The organism is Blastocatellia bacterium, from assembly GCA_025054955.1.
In the GTDB taxonomy this organism is placed as follows: Bacteria; Acidobacteriota; Blastocatellia; order HR10; family J050; genus JANWZE01.
Genome location: JANWZE010000068.1, coordinates 63,654 through 83,629, shown reverse-complemented (window position 1 = coordinate 83,629; position 19,976 = coordinate 63,654). Strand labels below are relative to the sequence as shown.

At 55.5% G+C, this 19,976-nt stretch carries 16 protein-coding genes; 10 read left to right on the top strand and 6 right to left on the bottom strand.

Annotated features, from left to right (window positions below; genetic code table 11):
- Positions 1-159 precede the first annotated feature (159 nt).
- Entirely contained in the window at positions 160-2,265 is a 2,106-nt protein-coding gene (fusA, locus tag NZ823_09760) for an elongation factor G (GenBank protein MCS6805409.1), read from the bottom strand.
- Between the two features lie 334 nt (positions 2,266-2,599).
- On the opposite strand from fusA, the gene smc reads away from it, so the two are divergent.
- The 5 genes from smc to NZ823_09735 all read left to right on the top strand — a co-directional run bounded on the left by smc (position 2,600) and on the right by NZ823_09735 (position 8,913).
- Complete coding sequence (smc, locus tag NZ823_09755; protein MCS6805408.1) at positions 2,600-6,307, top strand: chromosome segregation protein SMC; 3,708 nt, start codon at positions 2,600-2,602, stop codon at positions 6,305-6,307.
- Between the two features lie 7 nt (positions 6,308-6,314).
- Positions 6,315-7,049 (top strand): hypothetical protein, encoded by a 735-nt coding sequence (locus NZ823_09750; protein ID MCS6805407.1) that lies wholly within the window; start codon positions 6,315-6,317, stop codon positions 7,047-7,049.
- A gap of 164 nt (positions 7,050-7,213) precedes the next feature.
- Positions 7,214-7,606 carry a PPC domain-containing protein gene (locus tag NZ823_09745; protein ID MCS6805406.1) on the top strand — a complete coding sequence of 131 codons (393 nt, stop codon included), beginning with the start codon at positions 7,214-7,216 and terminating at the stop codon, positions 7,604-7,606.
- 57 nt (positions 7,607-7,663) lie between these two features.
- Positions 7,664-8,314 carry a VTT domain-containing protein gene (locus NZ823_09740; protein ID MCS6805405.1) on the top strand — a complete coding sequence of 217 codons (651 nt, stop codon included), beginning with the start codon at positions 7,664-7,666 and terminating at the stop codon, positions 8,312-8,314.
- Positions 8,311-8,913 carry a VTT domain-containing protein gene (locus tag NZ823_09735; GenBank protein ID MCS6805404.1) on the top strand — a complete coding sequence of 201 codons (603 nt, stop codon included), beginning with the start codon at positions 8,311-8,313 and terminating at the stop codon, positions 8,911-8,913. Before NZ823_09740 ends, NZ823_09735 begins: the two co-directional genes overlap by 4 nt.
- Positions 8,914-8,961: 48 nt before the next feature.
- On the opposite strand, the gene NZ823_09730 is transcribed toward NZ823_09735, so the two are convergent.
- From NZ823_09730 to NZ823_09710, 5 genes are read right to left on the bottom strand one after another with little or no spacing between them, the layout of a single operon-like run.
- Positions 8,962-10,278: a DUF58 domain-containing protein gene (locus tag NZ823_09730; protein ID MCS6805403.1), complete on the bottom strand. Its 1,317-nt coding sequence runs from the start codon at positions 10,276-10,278 to the stop codon at positions 8,962-8,964.
- 37 nt (positions 10,279-10,315) lie between these two features.
- Positions 10,316-11,269: a MoxR family ATPase gene (locus NZ823_09725; GenBank protein ID MCS6805402.1), complete on the bottom strand. Its 954-nt coding sequence runs from the start codon at positions 11,267-11,269 to the stop codon at positions 10,316-10,318.
- A complete protein-coding gene (locus NZ823_09720) occupies positions 11,266-12,468 on the bottom strand; it encodes a DUF4350 domain-containing protein (protein MCS6805401.1) in 1,203 nt (400 codons plus the stop codon). The genes NZ823_09725 and NZ823_09720 overlap by 4 nt, the downstream gene beginning before the upstream one ends.
- 10 nt (positions 12,469-12,478) lie before the next feature.
- On the bottom strand, positions 12,479-13,465 hold the full coding sequence (locus NZ823_09715) for a DUF4129 domain-containing protein (GenBank protein ID MCS6805400.1): 987 nt from the start codon (positions 13,463-13,465) through the stop codon (positions 12,479-12,481).
- On the bottom strand, positions 13,462-14,430 hold the full coding sequence (locus NZ823_09710; GenBank protein MCS6805399.1) for a hypothetical protein: 969 nt from the start codon (positions 14,428-14,430) through the stop codon (positions 13,462-13,464). Before NZ823_09710 ends, NZ823_09715 begins: the two co-directional genes overlap by 4 nt.
- 113 nt (positions 14,431-14,543) lie before the next feature.
- Between NZ823_09710 and ruvC the strand changes: the two genes are divergently transcribed.
- From ruvC to NZ823_09685, 5 genes are all read left to right on the top strand, one after another.
- On the top strand, positions 14,544-15,062 hold the full coding sequence (gene ruvC, locus NZ823_09705; GenBank protein ID MCS6805398.1) for a crossover junction endodeoxyribonuclease RuvC: 519 nt from the start codon (positions 14,544-14,546) through the stop codon (positions 15,060-15,062).
- On the top strand, positions 15,059-15,493 hold the full coding sequence (locus NZ823_09700) for an acyl-CoA thioesterase (GenBank protein MCS6805397.1): 435 nt from the start codon (positions 15,059-15,061) through the stop codon (positions 15,491-15,493). The genes ruvC and NZ823_09700 overlap by 4 nt, the downstream gene beginning before the upstream one ends.
- 97 nt (positions 15,494-15,590) lie before the next feature.
- On the top strand, positions 15,591-17,207 hold the full coding sequence (locus NZ823_09695) for a benzoate-CoA ligase family protein (GenBank protein ID MCS6805396.1): 1,617 nt from the start codon (positions 15,591-15,593) through the stop codon (positions 17,205-17,207).
- Complete coding sequence (locus NZ823_09690; GenBank protein ID MCS6805395.1) at positions 17,197-18,816, top strand: amidohydrolase; 1,620 nt, start codon at positions 17,197-17,199, stop codon at positions 18,814-18,816. The genes NZ823_09695 and NZ823_09690 overlap by 11 nt, the downstream gene beginning before the upstream one ends.
- Positions 18,813-19,973, top strand: coding sequence for an FAD-dependent monooxygenase (locus NZ823_09685; GenBank protein MCS6805394.1), 1,161 nt, complete (start codon positions 18,813-18,815; stop codon positions 19,971-19,973). Before NZ823_09690 ends, NZ823_09685 begins: the two co-directional genes overlap by 4 nt.
- The last annotated feature ends 3 nt before the right edge of the window (positions 19,974-19,976 follow it).

The following is a 19,976-nucleotide window of genomic DNA, read 5'->3' as shown; positions in this document are numbered from 1 at the left end:
GAATGTAAATCGCGCAGAGTATGGAACGCCTGTGCCAACTTCTGTGTCACATTCTCAAGGGTCTCACCCCTATGCGATGGCACGCCACAAGAATGAAAATCGAGCACAGGCGGGAACGCCTGTGTCACATTCTCAAACTCACACAATGGTTGGGTCGAGCTATTCCTCCTCGGCCTTGATGCGGCCTTCGGCGCGTGCCTGCTCGATGATCTTTTGCGCCAGGTGAGCTGGCACTTCATCATAATGCGAAAATTCCATCGTGTAGCTTCCGCGTGCGCCGGTGATCGAATTGAGCGTGGATTGGTACTGCAACATTTCAGCCAGTGGCACTTGCGCTTTGACAACTTGCTGGTTCCCTTTAGTGTCCATGCCTTGAATACGGCCGCGGCGCGAGTTCAAATCGCCGATCAGATCGCCGGCGAATTCCTGCGGGGCGGTCACCTCAACGTTCATGATTGGTTCCAGCAGCACAGGGTCGGCCTTAGGCATCGCCTCGCGGAATGCTTTCCGTCCGGCCAGCTTGAAGGAGAGTTCGTCAGAGTCCACCGGGTGCATCGAGCCGTCAATCAGCTCGACGCGGAAATCAACCACCGGATAGCCGGCCACCGGGCCGTTGAGAGCGGCTTCGATGATGCCTTTTTCGACTGCCGGGCGCAATTGTTGCGAAATCACGCCACCGAAGATTTTGTCTACGAACTCGAAGCCTGCGCCGCGCGGCAGCGGTTCGAACACGCACGTGGCATCACCGAATTGACCACGACCGCCGGTCTGTTTCTTGTGGCGACCACGCGCTTCGACACGCTTGCGGATTGTCTCCCGATAGGGAACCTTGGGCGTGCGTAGCGTGACTTCCACACCATAGCGTTTTTTCAGACGATTCACCGTGACTTCAATGTGTACCTGTCCTGTTCCCGATAAGAGAAACTCCTTGGTCTGTGGATCACGCTCCAGCCGCAGCGCCGGGTCTTCTTCCAGTAGCTTTTGCATTGCTGTGGAGAGCCGGTCTTCGTCACCGCGTGTCTTAGGCTCGACAGCGAAGGCGATCGCCCCTTGGGGATAGACCAGTGGCGGATAGACGATCGGATTGGCCTTGTCAGTGAAGGTATCGCCCGTGGTGGTCTCTTTCAATTTGGTGACAGCCGCGATGTCGCCTGCGTGGGCCTCGGCAATTTTTTCAAGTTGTTTTCCTTTGATTAAATGGATCGGGCCGAGCCGCTCCTGCGCGTTCCGGGTGATGTTATAGACGCTCATGTCCGATTTCATGATACCGGATTGAACCTTGAACACGGTGATGCGCCCGGCGAATGGGTCTGCGATCGTTTTGAACACGTATGCCGAATAGGGTTGATCGTCAGCAACAGGCCGTTCAATCACCGGCGCGTCTGCACCAATGCCGGCGCGGCCGCGCACAGGACTGAGATCGTAGGGTGATGGACCATAACTCACAATAGAATCCAGAATCGGCTGCGCGCCGATGTTGAGCGTGGCCGCCGAGAACATAATCGGGATCAACTTGCGCTCGGCGACGGCCTTGCGGATGCCGGGGATTAACTCATCGTCCGAGATCGTCCCCTCGGCGAAGAATTTTTCGAGCAATGCGTCATCGCTTTCAGCCACCATTTCAATGAGCGCTTCACGCGCGGATTGGGCATCAGCTTGTAGGTGATCTGGAATGGATTGTTCTTGAAATTGACCGCTGCCATCGGGTGTGAACACGTAGGCCTTTTGTTTCACCAGATCAATGACGCCGGTGAATTCTTTGTGATTGCCGATGGGCAGTTGCAGGCGGATGGCTTCACGTCCAAACGCTTCGCTGATGGATTGGAGCACGGCCGGCACATCAGCGCGTTCATGATCCACGCGATTGATGACGATCATTCGCGGTCGCTCAAACTCATTGGCATAGGCGATGGCTTTCTCGGTTTGCACTTGTACGCCGTCCACCGCGTCTACGACAAACAGCGCCAACTCGGCCACTTGTACAGCCGGTTTGGCGTCGTGAATGAACGCATTGAAGCCCGGCGTATCCAGCAGATTGATCTTTTTGCCTTTCCACTCCAGATAAGCGAGCGCGGTATGAATGGAGGTTTTCCGTTCGATTTCATCTTCGTCATAATCGGTAATGGTCGTGCCGTGCTCAACGCTGCCGAGGCGTTCGGTGACGCCGGCATCAAAGAGAAACGCGGCCACCAGTGATGTCTTGCCTGCATGACTGTGTCCGACGACAGCCACATTGCGGATGTCTTGCCCGGTGTAAATCTTCATAGTGACTCCTTCGCTTGTTCTATCAAAGCCTGAATCCCTGTCTGAAAGGGGCGATAACTGTAGCACATGGGCTGCGCATTTGTCATTTGTTCTCCGTCCGATGTTCCCTCAGCGCGGGTCAGCCGCTGGCGCAGGCGTTTCCGGTCGGAGTAGACGGAGCAACAACAAGTGGCCTCCGGCAGCGGTGAATTGACAATCGCCGCGTGGCTACAGTATATTGCGGTCGAATTTCGAGGCAGGTGCACCTGTTGGGGCTGATGAGGAATATGTTGCAGAAGCAGGCGCTGCTTGCCCCAGATGTGGCGAGCAACCCGCAGAGGGGGCAGAAGAGAATATGTTGAAGTTGGAAAAGCTGGAGCTACGCGGGTTCAAATCATTTTGTGATCAAACCGAACTCATCCTCACCGATACCATCACCGCCGTGGTTGGTCCAAATGGATGTGGCAAGTCGAATTTGTCCGATGCGATCACCTGGGTGCTTGGTGAACAAAGCGCCCGGCTGTTGCGCGGCGGCAAAATGGAGGATGTGATTTTTCAAGGCACACGCACCCGGCAACCTGTTGGCATGGCCGAGGTGACGCTGACGTTCGTGGCCGAGCGGGAGCTGTCTGTCTCCAACGGCCACCGACGTGACGAAGATTCGGCTGATGGTCCCTCTGATGGCAACGGTGCCGCAGCGCCGGCCATACCATTAAGCATCAATGTGGCGCCGGGTGAAAGGATCACGATTGGACGGCGATTGTATCGTTCCGGCGAAAGCGAATACTTGCTCAACGGCCGTCGTGTGCGGTTGCGAGACATCTATGATCTGTTTTCCGGCACCGGCTTAGGTCCAGGCCATTATGCCATCATCGGGCAGGGCCATGTCGGCGAGATCATCACGGCGAAACCATTTGAGCGCCGGGCCGTTATTGAATCGGCTGCTGGCATCACTCGGTTTCGTATGCGCCAACGCGCCACCGAACTGAAACTCCAATCGGCGAAACAAAACCTGGCGCGCATTGATGACATCATGGCTGAGTTGGACCGGCAGATCAAATCGCTCAAGCGTCAGGCAGCCAAGGCGCGTCGCTACCGACGGCTCAAAGATGAGCTGCGAGGATTGCTGCGGGTGTTGTTCACGGCGGAAGCAGTTCGCCTCGAATCCGAGCTGGAAGCAATTGATCACGGTTTGGACGAAGCAAGCCGTGTGCATGCCCAGCTCAAAGCCGAAGTCGGTCAATTAGAGGCGCAGTATCGTCAGGTGATTGATGCCACACGCCAGCATGAAGCGACGCTGAACGAGCTGCGTGATCAATTGAGCGCGACGGAGCTTCAACTTGAGCGAACGCGAAGTCAACGCACAAGCTGTCTGGAGCATATCACAGGATTGCAATCTAAGCGCGTAGATTTGCAACAAGACGAGGTCGCATTGCGGGAGCAGTTGGCCGCGTTGGAAGACGAGCTAGCGCGATGCAGCATTGAGGTCGAATCGTTGACGCGCGCGGTGGAATCTGGTCAAGCCGAGTTGATCGAGCAGGAGTGTGTTTACAAGGACGCCATGGCTCGGCTCAAGACAGTCGAAGCGCAGTTGGACGAGTGGCGCCGCCGCCTGCTGGAGCAGACCAATCATCATGCGAACTTGCGTTATGCTGCCCGCCAGGTTGAGCTCGATATAGAGCGCGTCAGCCGGCAATTAAATGGATTGGAGTCGGAATATCAACGCGCCGATGCTCGACGCCGCAGTCTGCAGGAGCAACACGTTGCGCTGAGCCAAGCAGTAGCCACCGACCGTGAATACGCTGAGCGCCTGAAGCAGCAACGAGAGCAATTGGAACGTGAGATGAAGCACGCGCGCGCGCAGCAGGCTGAGCAGGAGCGAGCCGTGGCCGCGCTTGAACGAGAACGCTTGAGCGTTGAAGAACGATTGCTCGTGCTGCAGGAACTGGAGCGGCGTCACGCCTATTGTTCGCCAGCCGTTCAACGGTTGTTTGAGTGGGGAGCGGCGAACCCGCAGGTCAAGCTGCTGGGCACGTTGGCCGATTTTGTTCAGGTCGCCGAGGCGCATGAACGTTTGGTGGAAGCGGCGTTGGGCGATTCTCTGCAAACGGTGTTGGTGCCCACGCTGGATGATGCGCTGGAGTCGCTGGCTTTCCTTGAGCAAACACAGTCTGGGCCAAGCTCGTTTCTGGTCGTGGGATTTCACGGTGGCGAGGCTGCTCCTGAGATGGGGAAGGCAATGGCCGCCGATGGTGAATCCGTGGCCTCGTCAAGCAACGCCGCGATGGTGTCGTTGATGGACGTGCTCAACCTTCGGCCTGGACTCAGTGATGTGTTCCGACGGGCTTTTCCTGAGCTTGCCGCGTCGCGGGTAGTTGCCGATTTGGAGACGGCGTTGCGCCTTTCCTTTGACGATGGCCAGCGGCTCTTTCTAACGCCGCAAGGGCATCGTGTGCGCGCTGGTCAGTTTGTTGCTGGTGGCTCACCCGGCCAAGATGTGAAAAGCTTGCTCGGGATGAAACGAGAACTTCACCACCTGACTGCTCGCGTCAGTGAGCTGACTCAAGCGCTGACGCGCGCTCAGCAGCAACTGGCTATCGCTCAACAGCGGGCTGATGAGCTTCAGCAGCAGGTAGACGAGGCTAGCTCACAACAGCAGGCTGCCGACAAAGCTGCATGGGAACGGAACCTTGAACTGAGCGCCCTGGATAACGATCGAGCGCGAGCCGAACAGCACCTGCGCGTGGTTGAATTTGAAATCGCTCAAGCCCAGCACGACCTCGCGGAATTACAAGAGAAACACCAGAAGCTAACCGAAGCTCGTCAGCAGGCCGAGGTCGAGTTGAATCACATTGGGGCTGAGCATGACCGGACTCAAGCGGAATTGGCAGCCCTCCGTGGCGAGGCTGATCGCCTGGCGGAGCTGGTCTCTCTGAAGCGGTCGGAGGTAGCCACCGCGCTGGAGCGGCATCGTAGCCTCCAAGCGGATTACGAACGATTACAGCGCAGCAAACAACAGATGACCAATCTGCTTCAGAGCAATGCCCAGCAATTCCAGTCAGTCGGCGAAGAGACCGACCATCTGCAAGACTCATTGGCGATGATTGAGCAAGCTATCGAGCAATTAGCGGCAGAGCGATCAGCACTTGAAGAGCAGGTTGAACAAGCTGCTCGCCAGGTTGAGCAATTGCATCGGCACGCTGATCAACTCCAGGCTCTGTTAGATGAGCGAAGAGCAGACGAACAACAGGCGCGTGAACAGATGAGTCGCTTGCAAGTGGAGCGCGCGCAGCTTATCTCTGACGCTCGCCACTTACAGGAGATGTGTCTCAACGAGCTGGCTCAGGAGCTGGAGGAGGTGATCCGGCTCGTTACTGAAAGTGGCAACCCGCTTGAAACTAAGACGGACCTTGCAGACATGGCAGCCGTCAAGCAACGGGTGCAACACCTGCGGCTCAGTATAGAGGAGCTTGGTCCGGTCAACATGGTTGCGCTGGAGGAGCTGCAAGCGCAGCAAGAACGGTGGGAATTCATGAGCGCGCAGCGGCAAGATGTGCTGACCTCTATTGCGGCTACTGAGCAAGCATTGGAGGAAATCAAGCGTCGTTCGCGTCGCCGGTTCCTGGAGGCGTTTGAAGCCATCAATGCCAATTTTGGCGAAGTGTTTCAAGAGCTGTTTGGTGGCGGGCAAGGGCGGATGGTGCTGCTGGATGAAGAGAACCCCTTGGAAAGCGGCATTGACATCATTGCTCAACCGCCAGGCAAGCGGTTGCAGAACATCAATCTGTTATCCGGCGGAGAGAAATCCATGACGGCCATTGCGCTGCTGCTGGCCATCTTTCGCTACCGGCCGAGTCCGTTTTGTTTGCTGGACGAAGTGGATGCGCCGCTGGATGATGTCAACATTCGGCGCTTTGCTCAAAAAATTCAAGAGATGAGCGACCAAACGCAGTTCATTATCATTACTCATAACAAGATCACCATGCAGGCGGCCAAATCTCTTCACGGCGTCACCATGGAGGAACCGGGCGTTTCCAAACTGGTTTCTGTCAGGTTACAATGAGCTGGTTATGGCAATCGTTGTGGAGTGGCGCATGTGGCATAGGGGATGGCTGGCACTGATGGGCGCGTTGATCGTGGCGTGGGCTCAGGGCGCGCAATCGCCGAGCCTCGATCACGGCGTCGGCCAAACCGAATACTACTACCGGTTCGAGTCAACCATGATGGACTTGAGCTGGGTCGAGATGTATTTCAATCAAACCGGGCGTGGCCAGTTCATCTTCCGTCGAAAAAATGACGAAGAGCCGATTCGATTGGATCTGAGCCTGCTGCCGGAGACGGTCCATCAGATTGACGGCTACGTGGCGCAGATGCAGTTCCTCACCAGCCAGGAGAATTATCAATCCAAGCGCGATTTGTCGCATCTGGGCACGATCACCTGGCGGGTGCGTCAAGGGGAACGCCAACGGCAGGTGAGCTTTAATCACACGCAGCATCCTGTGATGCGTGAGCTGGCGAATTTGCTTCGGCATATTACTACCCAAGAGACGCGGCTGTTCACATTGCAACTGGTTCGTCAGTATGAGCCGCTTGGTCTGGACAAAGAGCTGATGGCGCTGCAACGGGAGATAAACAACGGCTGGATTGCCGAGCCGGTCAAGTTTGTTCCGCTGTTGCATGATTTGCAATCCGACGAGAACATTCTGCTGATTGCTCGACGGCGGGCTGGGGAAATCCTGCAGCGGATCAAGAAGCATCTACACGCAAAAAGGCTTGGCCTTGTTTTCCTCCATGCGCTATACTAACGGCCTTGTGTGTGGGGTTCCAGATCGTGGGAATGAAACTTTCACCATGGCAGTTTGCAAGGGTGCGAGAGCGCCCCGCGTCGTTTTCCAGTCTGGTCAGGGTGTACAACCTGAACCGACTGGCCTTCATCGAACCACCGTCAATTTGACAGAGGAGCATTTGTATGTGGAGGTTTATCGGACAACTGACGTTGCTTACACTGGTCATCATGCCTTCGACCCTGCTAGCTCAGTCAACCATTCAGGTGGGTGAAACACGCGTGGGGAGCCTGAGTGAGGGGGACAAACGGTTGCCGCTGGATGGATCGCTGTATGATCGGTATGTGTTTGAAGGGCAAGCCGGACAACGGATCAAGATTGAATTGACCTCGACCAGTTTTGAGCCATATCTGGCATTGATGGATCGTGACGGAACCGAGCTGATCAGCAGTTCCGCTGATGCGGATACGCGCACGGCTCGGATTGAAATCACGCTCAGCTACACCGGTCGTTATCATATTCGCGTCAACAGCCTGCACAAAGACGGGACAGGACGGTATACCTTAAAGATTCAATAAGCCATAGCTCACGATTGCCGGTGAACCCAATGATGAAGCGAGACCAAGAAGGCGGCGATGGAGAAGATCATTGATTCACTGCAATCCTTAGGTCCGTGGGGTGTATTTTTAATTGCTGTTCTTGATTCTTCCTTCCTCAGTATTCCTGAAATCAACGACATCATTGTCGTCACTAATGTGGCGAATCGTCCCCGTGAGATTCTGTTTTGGCCGCTCATCACGACTGCCGGCTCAGTGGTTGGTTGTTTGATGTTGTATAGCGTTGCTCGCAAGGGTGGGCAGGTATTTCTTCATCGGTGGTTCTCTGCCTCGCGGGTGAGGACCATTGAGAAAGTTTTCGCTCAGTATGGGTCGTTGGCCATTATCATTCCTGCTCTTTGTCCCCCTCCGACGCCGTTCAAATCATTTGTGGCGACGGCCGGCGCGTTACAATTTCCGGTTCGACAGTTTGTGATGACAGTCGCGTTGGCGCGGGCTGTTCGATATTTTGCGATGGGGTTGTTGGCCGTGTTTTTTGGTGAGCAAGTGGAAACGTTCATCAAGGAGCATTCGCTGCTGGTTGTGCTCATCATTGTCGTGGTGGTCCTCATTGCCTTTGTCGCTTACCGTTTGTTTGAGGCGCGTATCGAAGCTGGCAGCAAGGCCTCGGACTCGCCGCCGGCGTCGCTGATGTCTAATTCGATAGAAGGTGGACCCGACGTTTTGTGAGCTTCCTCCAAACCGCTAAGCAATTCTTGTTGACGTTGGGCGCGCCTGGTTTGGCTGTGATAGCTTTTTTGGATTCAGCCGGCGTGCCGATGGCCGGTGGGCCTGATGCGCTCGTGCTTTTCCTCTCGTGGCAACAACCGGCGCAAGTTCCGTTGATCGTGTTGGCCGCTGCCATTGGCTCGGCGCTGGGTTGCCTGGTTCTTTACGGAATTGGTCGCATCAGCGGGCCAGTGGCTTTATCCCGCTTTGAGCCACGCCGCCGAGCATGGGTCACGCAAAAGATGGATCAGCATGCGCTGTGGGCTGTGATCACAGCAGTCATGGCTCCGCCCCCTTTCCCGATGAAATTGATCATCATCGCTGCCGGCGTGTTCAATATGTCGAGAGGAAAATTCTTCGCTGGCGTGCTGGTCGGACGACTCATTCGCTACGGGGTGGAAGGATACATGGGCGCGCGCTTCGGTGATCGAGCAGCCCAGGTGCTGCAAACGCAGTATCCGATCATCTTCGCCGTGCTGGTTGCCACCGTATTGGTGGTGATCCTGATTCGTCGTCGTCGCGCCAATGCTGAACTGGTGAAACGCTCCAGTTTGACCTGATGATAATGCCATGTTCGCGCTACGCCGCTCGCGCTATTGACCATTCTCTTACAGCAGCCCTTGCTCTTTGATTTCCAGGTATTGATTGACCAGCTCAACAGCCATGTTTCCCGCTGGCACATCAAGGACCAATCCTCCGCGACTGCTCAAATGCGCTAGCGCTTGGCGTCGTTGGTGCAGCAATTCTTCTGCCACAGCCTGTTGATACACATCAGCCAGCTTAGCCGGCACCTGTTGCACCAACTGATGTAAATCCACATCGCTAATAGTCACGAGCAATGGCAAATGGTGCGTTGTGAGCAGGGAGGTATAGGCAAGCATTTGCTCCGATGATTCACGGTCAATGATGTCCGTGAGGATCACGACGAGCGATCGCTTTTTGTTGCGCGCGGTGAAGTATTGAAACGCCTGTGCATAGTTGGATTCAACGAGTTCCGCTTCGACGTTGTAGAGCGTCTCTAACAAGACATTAAGCTGCCGCGGACGATGATGCGGGGGAACATAGGCGCGAACGTGCCGGTTAAAGATGAGCAAACCAACGTTATCGTTGCCGCTCAACCCAACGTAAGCCAGCGCCAGCGCCGCATTGATGGCATGGTCGAGCTTGCTGAGGCGATCAATTTGCGCCTTCATCAGCCGACCTGTATCGAGCATAATCATTAGGTTTTGGTTTTGCTCAATTTGATACTGACGGGTAATCAACCGTCCGCGCCGCGCCGTAGCTGTCCATGCAATGTGGCGAATCTCGTCGCCGGTGACAAAGTCGCGCAACGATTCAAATTCTCGCCCATGGCCGCGAAATCGCTGACGTTTCTGTCCGACAAGCATCTGGCGGTGGCGGTGGGCGTACAAATCCAGATGACGAGCTTGACGAAAATTCGGATAGACGCGCACCCCCTGGCCGGTGTTGAAGGCGATTTGACGCCAGACCAATTTGTATGGGCCGAGAACCCGACATACTGTCTTTCCAAACTGGAAGTCGCCTCGCTTGTTTGGTCTCAGGGTGTATGAGAGGGTGAGCGCCTCGGCCGGGCCGATTGAACCGTGAAGGCGCGTGTGCGAGGCTTCCATCTCTGGGGGGTATTCGTCTTCAAGTTGGATCGTCGCGGCTCGGAGTGAGTGGTTCCAGAGGCGCAATGTGACCGCGTTCTTGGCATCCAGTGAGAGATGGTGATGAACGTGGCGCTCGACCTGCAAGTTCATCAATCGCCCTGTTTGCGCGTTGTCGAACCATGCCGCCAAAAACAACAGCAGGTTGTATCCGATGGTGATGTCCACAAGTGCTGGGATCATCCAACTGAATGACAATGGCAGCAGACCGAGCGCCAGCAGCCAAAAGAATCGTCTGGCAAAAATGAAATTCATAGCTTGCACTCGTGCTTGGTGGTTCGTGACCGGTGGTTCATCGTGGCACTTCCACGTGATGGATCACTTCATCCAGCACATCATCGGGGGAAAGGCCGTCTATTTGGGCTTCTGGACGTAGGACAATTCGGTGACGCAGCACCGGTTTGGTCATTTCTTTGACGTCGTCGGGCAGCACGAATGAGCGACCACGCATTGCCGCCAGCGCTTTACTACAGAGCAGTAAGGCGATGCTGGCGCGGGGGCTTGCGCCCCAGCCGATTTGAATCATCTCGCGCGTTCGACGGACAATGGAAACCAGGTAATGCATAATGCCATCTTCGACGGTGACGGCGCGAACTGTGCGACGGCATTCCTGGATAACGGCTTCTCCATTTAATGGATTGAGTGGAACCTCATCCAGGTGGAGCGTGTGAAAGCCGCTGTGCCAGCGTAACACGACTTGTTGCTCTTGCTCGGCAGTTGGATACGGCATGGAGATTTTGAGCAGGAAGCGATCCAGTTGAGCTTCAGGGAGCGGATACGTGCCCTCGTATTCGATAGGATTTTGCGTGGCGAAAACCATGAATAACGGCGGCAGAGGATATGAGGAGCCATCAATGGTGACCTGACGCTCTTCCATGGCTTCCAGCAGCGCGGCCTGCGTTTTCGGGGGCGTGCGATTGATCTCATCGGCCAGCAGCAGGTCGGTAAACACAGGGCCGTTGCGCAGTGAAAAACTGCCGGTCGCCATGTTGAAGACATTGGTTCCGGTGATGTCAGCGGGCATCAAGTCAGGGGTGAACTGAATGCGGCTGAACCGCAGTCCTAAGACGCGCGCCAGCACCTTAACGAGCAAGGTCTTGGCAATGCCCGGCACGCCTTCTATTAAAACGTGACCTTCGGCGAAAAGGGCGACCAGAATCTGATCAATGACGTGCTCTTGGCCGACGATCACCTTGTGAAGCTCGTGACGGATATGCTCTGTGATCTCGTGAACGTGTGTTGTCATAGTTTGCTGTTTCCAAGGTGCGCTTCCCACTGCCGGATGGCTCGTGCCCATTTCACCAGCTCATCATCGCTGATTGCTTGGGCCGTAGCCGCCGAACGACCGAGTGTGAGCAAATGGTTGAGGTCGTCGGGAGCGATTCCCTGATTGAGGGGCGCGCCAGGCTCCCAATTGGCGTCAGTGGTTTTGCGCGCCGACCTCAATCGGCGTTCGAGCGACTGATGAAACGTTTCTATGACAAAGCCTCGCAGATGATGTCGCTGAGCCAGGTTCGCCATGGCAGCGACGTATTCCAATGATCGGCAGCGCTCGGTTTGAGGCAATGACATAGGACGAGCAAAGCGTCGCCCGCGTGAATAAACCCATGCGCCCATCAGCAGCGCGGTTTGCGCAAGCAGCCAAAGAATTGGTGTTGACTTGAAGTAGCGATAGAGATTGATGCCAAGGCCAACCAGCCCTTGCCTCGTGACGTGAGCCAACCCATATCCATGGTGATGTTCGTCAAAGGCAATGATGCCTGCCGGGAGGCTGCGGACCAGGTTGAGGGCGAGCGTCAGATTGTCGGCTTGAGTGATGCCATTGTTCGCAACAATGTATGGCTCTCCCAACAGCACGATACGCCCGTGGCCATGACGGAATTCACGGAGCACGACGCCATCAGCATCACCAATATGAGCGACGCTTGGTGTATTATGGACGGTCACTCCCTGAGCGAACTCTGTGAGTTGAATGTGATTGACGCCGACCGTCAAAGGGGTCGGCTGCAGGACGCGCGGGCGTTGCCACTGTTTGTACTTCGAGTAAGTCTCAAGATGAATCGCGCCATCAGCCAGGGACCAGTTGATCTCACGATCAATGATGATGAGGTGGCCGCCGGCCTTCACCCACGCCTCAACAACGCTCAGTTCTTGTGAGGTGTATGGATAAAGCAGTGAAGGGCTGATAATGAACAGCGCCTTGATGTCGGGATAGGCGTGAAGCCGTTCTAACGAGTCGGTGAATTGAATTGTGCGATAACCAAGCTCTTGCAGCAGCAGATAAAAAGCGCGTGTGCCGTAGGGACGCGCGCTGTAGGTTGAACGGCTACCGGTTTCTTCGGTTTCTTCATCCGCGTAAGGATCGGTGTATAGCACAAGATTCAAACCGACAAGCACCAGCAGGATGATCAACACGATGAGACTATTTGTTGTCGCGCGTTTCATCGGCTTGTGATCAACGATGGCTCAGGGCGGTCACCGTCCTCTGGTACTGTTGGTAAAACGACTGGTAGTGTTGTTCAGATGGCATCTGCTGGCCGTACCATATTGAATCAAATTGGTGTGTCATGGACTGCACCTCTGGAAAAAGCGTTGACTCGTGGCGCAATCGCTGCACGTATTCATGATTTGTAGAAGACGCATCCAATCGGAGCAGGCCATGCTGATGCAAATGGTACAATAGCGCGATGTAAAGGTAGCGAACAGCTCCACGATAATCGCCGTGTTCGGCTAATTCGCTGGCCTTGGCGCTGAACTCCTTGGGTGTGGCGTGTGGCGCGATTTGGACGCCGAGCAGCGCCGGAGGAAGCGAGCGTCTTTCACCAGCCGCTCGTTTTGTGCGTTGATGTAGGGAGCGGATCAAGAGAAGACTGACCGAACCAATCATGATCCACACAACCAATTTCAATCCACCTGTCCAGGGAGTCTGATCGCGTCGCCATCCTGGCAACCAGTCGAATAACTGAATGAGCTGTTCAGACACCCAGCGCCGAAAGCGTGCCATCCAACCCTCTGAGCGATCATGGAGAAATTCGCTGCGGCTCAAGATGGCCATCAATCGGGATCGCTCCGATGGCGATGGCCTTGCGTTGGCCCGATGGACTTGCTCAAGTAAGAGAGCCAGATGAGCTTCAATGTCGGCGTACAGCTTTTCACGCAGTTGCGAGTCTGCCTCGTTCATGAACGCTTCAACGGACTTATGGAGCCAGGCATTATCAACCTGCACGGTTTGCTCTGCGACGCTGACTGCTTCTGTTTGCGGCAATAGCCAGACGAGTTGTTCTAAGACTTGAGCGCGTTGCGTGGGTGAAGCAGCTTGCAGCCTTCGGAGGCTTTGTTGGAGTCGCTGCTGATAATCGGAGAGCGGGACTGGCCAGGCCGGCGCCGGCAGCAGCAGCCATACGGCCAATACACCGACAGCAGCGTGGCGCATTAGCTTCATGGTTCCTCCACCATTGTCATCGTTGCTGTCGAGGGTAGCGCGAATGGAATCTGTTGAGCCAGCCATTCAACATCGAGTCCCTCTTTGCGTATGCGATTGTCGAAGTACAAAAGCGCGAATGCCACGGCAGCGACAGGCGCAGAGATGATATTACCAAACTGCAGCAGAATGCTGAACGTCAATGCCACCGTTTGCGTCGGCATGTTTTGCAAGGATAGGCCAGCAATAGCCGCGTCAACGCCCAAAAAAACGCCTAGCGCCAGCGCAATAGACCACGCCAAGCAATACTCGAACGCCAGCACAGCAAGGACGGTGAGCGCGTTCTTTGCGCCAAGCCGAATGCCACGTGAGATGGCTGAACCAACTGGCTGCTGTTCGATGACCGCGGCTGCCGGCATCATCATGACTCTCCCATAAACCTCCAGAAAAAGCAGTCCGCCGATGATGATCACGATGCCGCTGATCACCCCACCCGCAACTCCTATCGGCCAGAGGTTGCTCGATCCTTGGAACATCGGCGCCACGATCAGGCTCGTCAGCCCGGCCAGAAAGGTCATGCTAATGAACCCGACGCCACCTACCATGATGATGGTCAGTGGCAGCAGCAACCATCCGGTCACCGCCACCCCAGCAAGTTGACCAAAATGATGCAGCACTACTTGCCAGGTCCGAACAAATGAAATCGGTTGTTGCTGCATGACGTGATCCGCGACGACTTTGGTCAACCCTCCAATGAGCATCAGATTGAGGACCGGCGACAGACTGTATGTGAGGAGAGAACCCAGGATAGACAATCCGGCATCGTCGTCAGGGAAAACGGTCAACAATCCGCCGAGCACAGCAATGAGCGCTGGCAGCGCCGTGATCGCCAACAATGTTCCAAAGTGTCGCCGATAGAGCCGAATAGCTCGATCAATCAGGTCGCCGGCTGAAACGGGTTGTAGCAGTAGTTCAACAGATTTCATCAAGACTCGAATGCGTAGTTTACCAGCCGTAGATTAAATTGGAAAGAATCCACCAGCTTGTTGTTTGCCCGTCATTGCTCTTGAGGCGCAGGCCGATTACAATTGCGCCCCTCATGAAAGTCCGAGTTTTAGGGGTTGATCCGGGTAGCGAGTCCACTGGCTTCGGCATCATTGATTCAGACGGTCAGCGGCATCAACCGGTTGAGTATGGCGCCATTCGCGCGCCGCGTGGTGGAGCGTTCCCCGACCGGCTGTTGTACATCGAGACCCGGCTCCAGCGGCTTATTGATACATTTCGACCCGACGTCGTCGCCGTTGAAGAAGCGTTTTATGCAGTCAATGTCAAGAGTGCGTTAAAGCTCGGCCATGTTCGTGGCGTCGTGTTATTGGTGGCTGCACGCGCTGGGCTGCCCATTTTTGAATACTCGCCTCTGGAGGTGAAGAGCGCGACCGTCGGCTATGGACGCGCCGAGAAGCACCAAGTCCAGCAGATGGTTCGCATCCTTCTGAATCTGCCAGCGGTTCCCGAACCGCACGACGCCGCCGACGCGCTGGCCATCGCCATCTGCCATATTCATCATCACGGGCATCGTCATTGGCGTATCTCTGCTGAAGCGCATCGAGAGTTATGAGCGAAGATAAGATCATCCGTTACTCGTTTCGCGCGCCCTGGGTGGATTGTGATCCAGCGGGCATCATGTATTTTTCTCACCTGCTCAAGTACGTGGAATTTGCCGAGTTTGAACTCTATCGAAAACTGCGGGCGAATGCACGCCTCATGTTAGATGAGTTCAATATCCTGCTGCCTCGCGTGGAAGTTCACAGCACGTTCTTCCATCCAATTCGCTGGGAAGACTTGGTGCAGGTGCATCTGCGCGTTGCGCGGCTCACGCGGAGAAGCGTGACATACGAATTTGCTTTCTTTGGTTCGGAGACGCCGGAAGTGTTATTGAACGGCCGCCTGACGGTTGTTTGCGTGGACCGTGACAAGTTCCGCGCCGTGCCATTTCCGCCGCCATTGTATGATCTGCTGAATGCCCATTACGTTGCTGACGAGACCTGAACGACTCGGCTCAGCGGGTCGGCGGTTGGCATTTGAGCAATGATCTCGGCGTCGGAGAAATTGCCAGCCGGTCATCCTTGACGGTAGAATGCTGGCCATGCGCGATAAGTTACCACCGCCAGATCAATGGCCGGACTTCTTGCCGCTGCCCGGCGTCGTCTATCCGGACCATCTGAATGCTTCGGTCGCATTGCTTGACGAGAATGTTCATCAGGGACGCGGCCAGCGCGTGGCGATTTACTGGGAGAGACAAGCAATCACCTATGGGCAGTTGCTCGATCAGGTTGCGCGTTTTGCTGCCTCGTTGCTAGAGGCCGGTATCAGGCCAGGGGATCGCGTGCTGCTGCGATTGCCCAATCGCCCGGAATTTGTTATTGCCTGGCTTTCGATCCTTCGCATCGGCGCCATTGCTGTGGCCACCATGCCGTTGCTGCGGTCGCGTGAGCTGATCACGATCTTGGATGATTGTCGCCCGCGTCTGGCGATTTGTCAGGACGAGCTGTTGGAAGAGCTTGAACGCGCTGTGAGTGCATCTTCGGGCGTGACCCTGCTCGTTGTTGGTTCGACCAATGGTCGGCATGCTCGCTTTGAAGACTGGCTCAACCGAGCGCCAAGCGCTCAACCGGCCAACACGCGCGCCGATGATATAGCCCTGCTAGCCTATACCTCCGGCAGCACGGGCATTCCAAAAGGGACGATTCACTTTCATCGCGATGTGCTGGCTATTGCCGATACGTACTCCAAGCACATTTTGCGTCCGACCCCAGACGATGTGTTCGGCGGGCATCCGACGTTGGCATTCACCTTCGGACTTGGTGGGCTGCTGATTTTTCCCTTTCGCGCCGGCGCGTCAACGGTGCTCCTGGAGCGATTCACGCCCGAACGACTCTTGCAAGCGATCCGTGATTACCGGATTTCCATCGTCTTTTGTGCGCCGACGACCTATAAGATGTTGCTTCGTGACTTTGGCGAGCGGTTGCCGGAGTATCTAGCATCGTTGCGCATTGGCGTCAGCGCGGGCGAGACGTTGCCGGCAACGGTCTTCTCCGAGTGGAAGCAACGAACCGGGATCACGTTGCTGGATGGGATTGGTTCGACGGAAATGTTGCACATCTTCATTTCCAACTCGCTTGAGGAAGCCGTGCCGGGCAGCACGGGTCGGGTTGTGCCGGGTTATGAGGCCAAGGTGGTGGATCAGGAGTTGAACGAGGCGCCGGCGGGCACGCCCGGCTTATTGGCTGTGCGCGGCCCGACAGGCTGTCGGTACTGGAATCGTCCGGATAAGCAGGCTGAGTATGTGCGTGGTGGATGGAATTTCCCCGGCGATATGTTCGTGCAAGATGAACAGGGATTGTTCCACTATGTTTGCCGCGCCGATGATTTGATTATCTGCGCTGGGAATAACATTGCTGGGCCGGAAGTGGAAGCGGTTTTACTTCAACATGCCGCTGTCAAGGATGTAGCAGTGGTGGCATCGCCTGACGAATTGAAGGGATTTGTGCCAAAGGCATTTGTCGTGTTGGCTGAGGGTTGGCAGCCTGATGACCAACTGGTCAAGGAGCTACAGGAATTTGTCAAACAGCAGATTGCTCCCTACAAGTACCCGCGCAGGATCGAATTTGTCGAGCAACTGCCTCGCACGCAAACGGGAAAGATTCGTCGCGTTGAGCTGCGGCAGTTGGAACTCGACCGCTGGAGGCAGCATGAGACCTGATGCCGTTTACCTGAACGGGACTGTGTTTCAGATGGATGAATCGTGTGCTGTGGCCGAGGCGTTTGCCATCCAAGACGGGCGGTTTGTGGCCGTTGGCACAACGTCAGAGATACGCCGGTTGAAGACAGCAGAGACAAAGGAATTTGATTTGCAAGGGCACGCTGTTCTGCCCGGCTTCAACGATACGCATAATCACGCGCTCTACACGGGGCTTGACATGGCCAAGGTGCAACTGGGGCAGGCGCGTTCGCTTGATGATGTATTGACGGCCATCAAGCGCCAGAGCGAGACCAAAGAGCCGGGCGAGTGGATCGTCTGTTCATCGGCTTGGCATGAAAGTCAACTGTTGGAGAAGCGATTGCCAACCCGCGCCGAGTTGGATGCCGTTGCCCCGCGCCATCCGGTCTTTCTGCCGCGCGGTGCTCATACCTTGATGGTCAATAGCATGGCGCTAGAGCGGAGCGGCATTGACCGTCACACGCAGAATCCCGACGGCGGCGAAATCAAAAAAGACCCACGCACGGGCGAGCCGACAGGACTGCTGTTCGAGCCGCCAGCAATCGGCCTTGTCCAAAAGCATATTCCCAAGCCGACGCGACAACAAAAAGAAGAAGCCCTGCGGCGTGTCGTAGCCGCGTATGTGGCTGCCGGCATCACGAGTCTGATCGAACCGGGACTTTCAGAAGACGAAATTGAGCTATATCGCGGCCTGCGACAAGAGCAGGAGTTGCCCATCCGGGTCTCGGCCATGGTCGGACTGGGCTTTTTCCACTGGCCGTCAGCAACGGTGGACAACGTGCGCGCCCTTGGCGTTTATGCTGAACCCTATGATCCGGTCTTCCGCGTTGATGGCATCAAGTTATTTGTGGATGGCGGCGTGGAAACAGCTTGGTTACGCCAACCCTATTGCATTGTCCCTGGCGAGCAAGAAGACCCGCAGTTCACCGGTGTGCCTGTGCTCGACCCGATGCAGATGCAAGAGATGGTCTTGCTGGCTCATCAAAACAATTGGCGCGTAGGCATTCATGCCGTCGGAGATGCTGCCATCGGGGTGGTGCTCAACGTATTTGCTCGGGTTGACCATCAAAAGCCCATCCGTGACAAACGATTCATGTTGATTCATGCCATTCTCGCTGCGCCGGAGCACATGATATTGATGCGCCAACTCGGTGTGGTCGTGACGTTGCAAGTTCACACTTACGCGCTTGGGGGTAACATGATTCGATATTGGGGGCGGGAGCGGGCTGCTCGCGCCAATCCGGTCAAACAGTTTATTGAGCATGGCGTGCCTGTGGCCGGTGGGACTGACTCGATGGTTTGCCCATACAATCAACTGCTGGCTGTTTGGTCACACATCAGTCGCTCGACTCGACAGGGTGAGCCGCTTGATCCAACGTTGAGTTTGACCCGTGAGCAGGCGTTCAAATTGCACACAGCATGGGGTAGCTACGTCACGTTTGAGGAACACGTCAAGGGAACCATCGAGGTTGGCAGGTATGCCGACTTTGTGGTGTTGTCACACAATCCTTTTACATGTCCCCTTGAGGAGATCAAAGACGTGCGCGTGTTGCAAACCGTCATGGGAGGGAGAACGGTTTATCAAGCATGAAGATCAAGATCATCGGCGGCGGTCCAGCCGGATTGTACTTTGCCATTCTGATGAAGAAGCTCGATCCGGCTCATCACATTATCGTGTATGAACGAGACGGGCCCAACGATACGTTTGGCTGGGGTATCGTCTTTTCCGATCAAACATTTTCCTATCTGCGCGATCACGACCTCGATTCATATCAGCAAATCATTAGCAGTTGTGAAATCTGGGACAACGTTGATGTCGTTCATCGCGGTCAGCGCATTTCTATTGGCGGCAATAAATTCTCCGGCATTGCACGTATTCGGTTTCTGAACATTCTGCATCAGCGGTGTCGCCAGCTCGGCGTAGAGCTTCGCTTTCACACCAACGTCACCGATGTCAGGGAAGTGGCTGCCGATGCTGATCTGTTGGTCGGCGCCGACGGCGCCAATAGTTTGGTTCGACGAACCTATCAAGATGCGTTTCAACCCTCGCTCGACGTGCGCGCCAACAAGTACATTTGGCTCGGCACGCCCAAGCTGTTTCACGCTCTGACGCTCACATTTCGAGCGCATGCCGACGGCCTGTACATCGCGCATTCTTATAAGTTCAGTCAGACGACGAGCACGTTCATTGTCGAATGCGACCCTGCGACATGGTCGCGTGGTGGGTTTCAGTTCAAGTCGGATCAGGAAACCTGTGCCTACCTGGCCGATGTCTTCAAGGAAGACTTGGAGGGTCAACCTTTGCTCTCCAATAATTTTGTCAAATGGCTCAACTTCGTCCTGGTGAAAAACGCCCGTTGGTTCCATCAGCATGTCGTCCTGCTTGGTGATGCGTTGCACACGGCGCATTTTTCCATCGGGTCAGGCACAAAATTGGCTTTGGAAGATGCCATCGCGCTAGCGAGTTGTTTTCAACGACACTCCGATGTGACGGCGGCGCTGGCCGAATTTGAAAGGGTGCGCCGCCCCGTTGTCGAAGCGTTGCAGCAGGCAGCGTACTCCAGTTTGATATTGTTTGAAAACGCCAGAGACGATATGCACCTGGAGCCAATTCCGTTCGCTTACAAACTGATGACACGGAGCGAACGAATTGATTATGAGAAACTCAAAAAGCGCGATCCAAACTTCATCGCAGCTTATGACCGGTGGCGTCAGACGCATCCGAGCTTGCCGCCGGCGAGCACGTAGGAG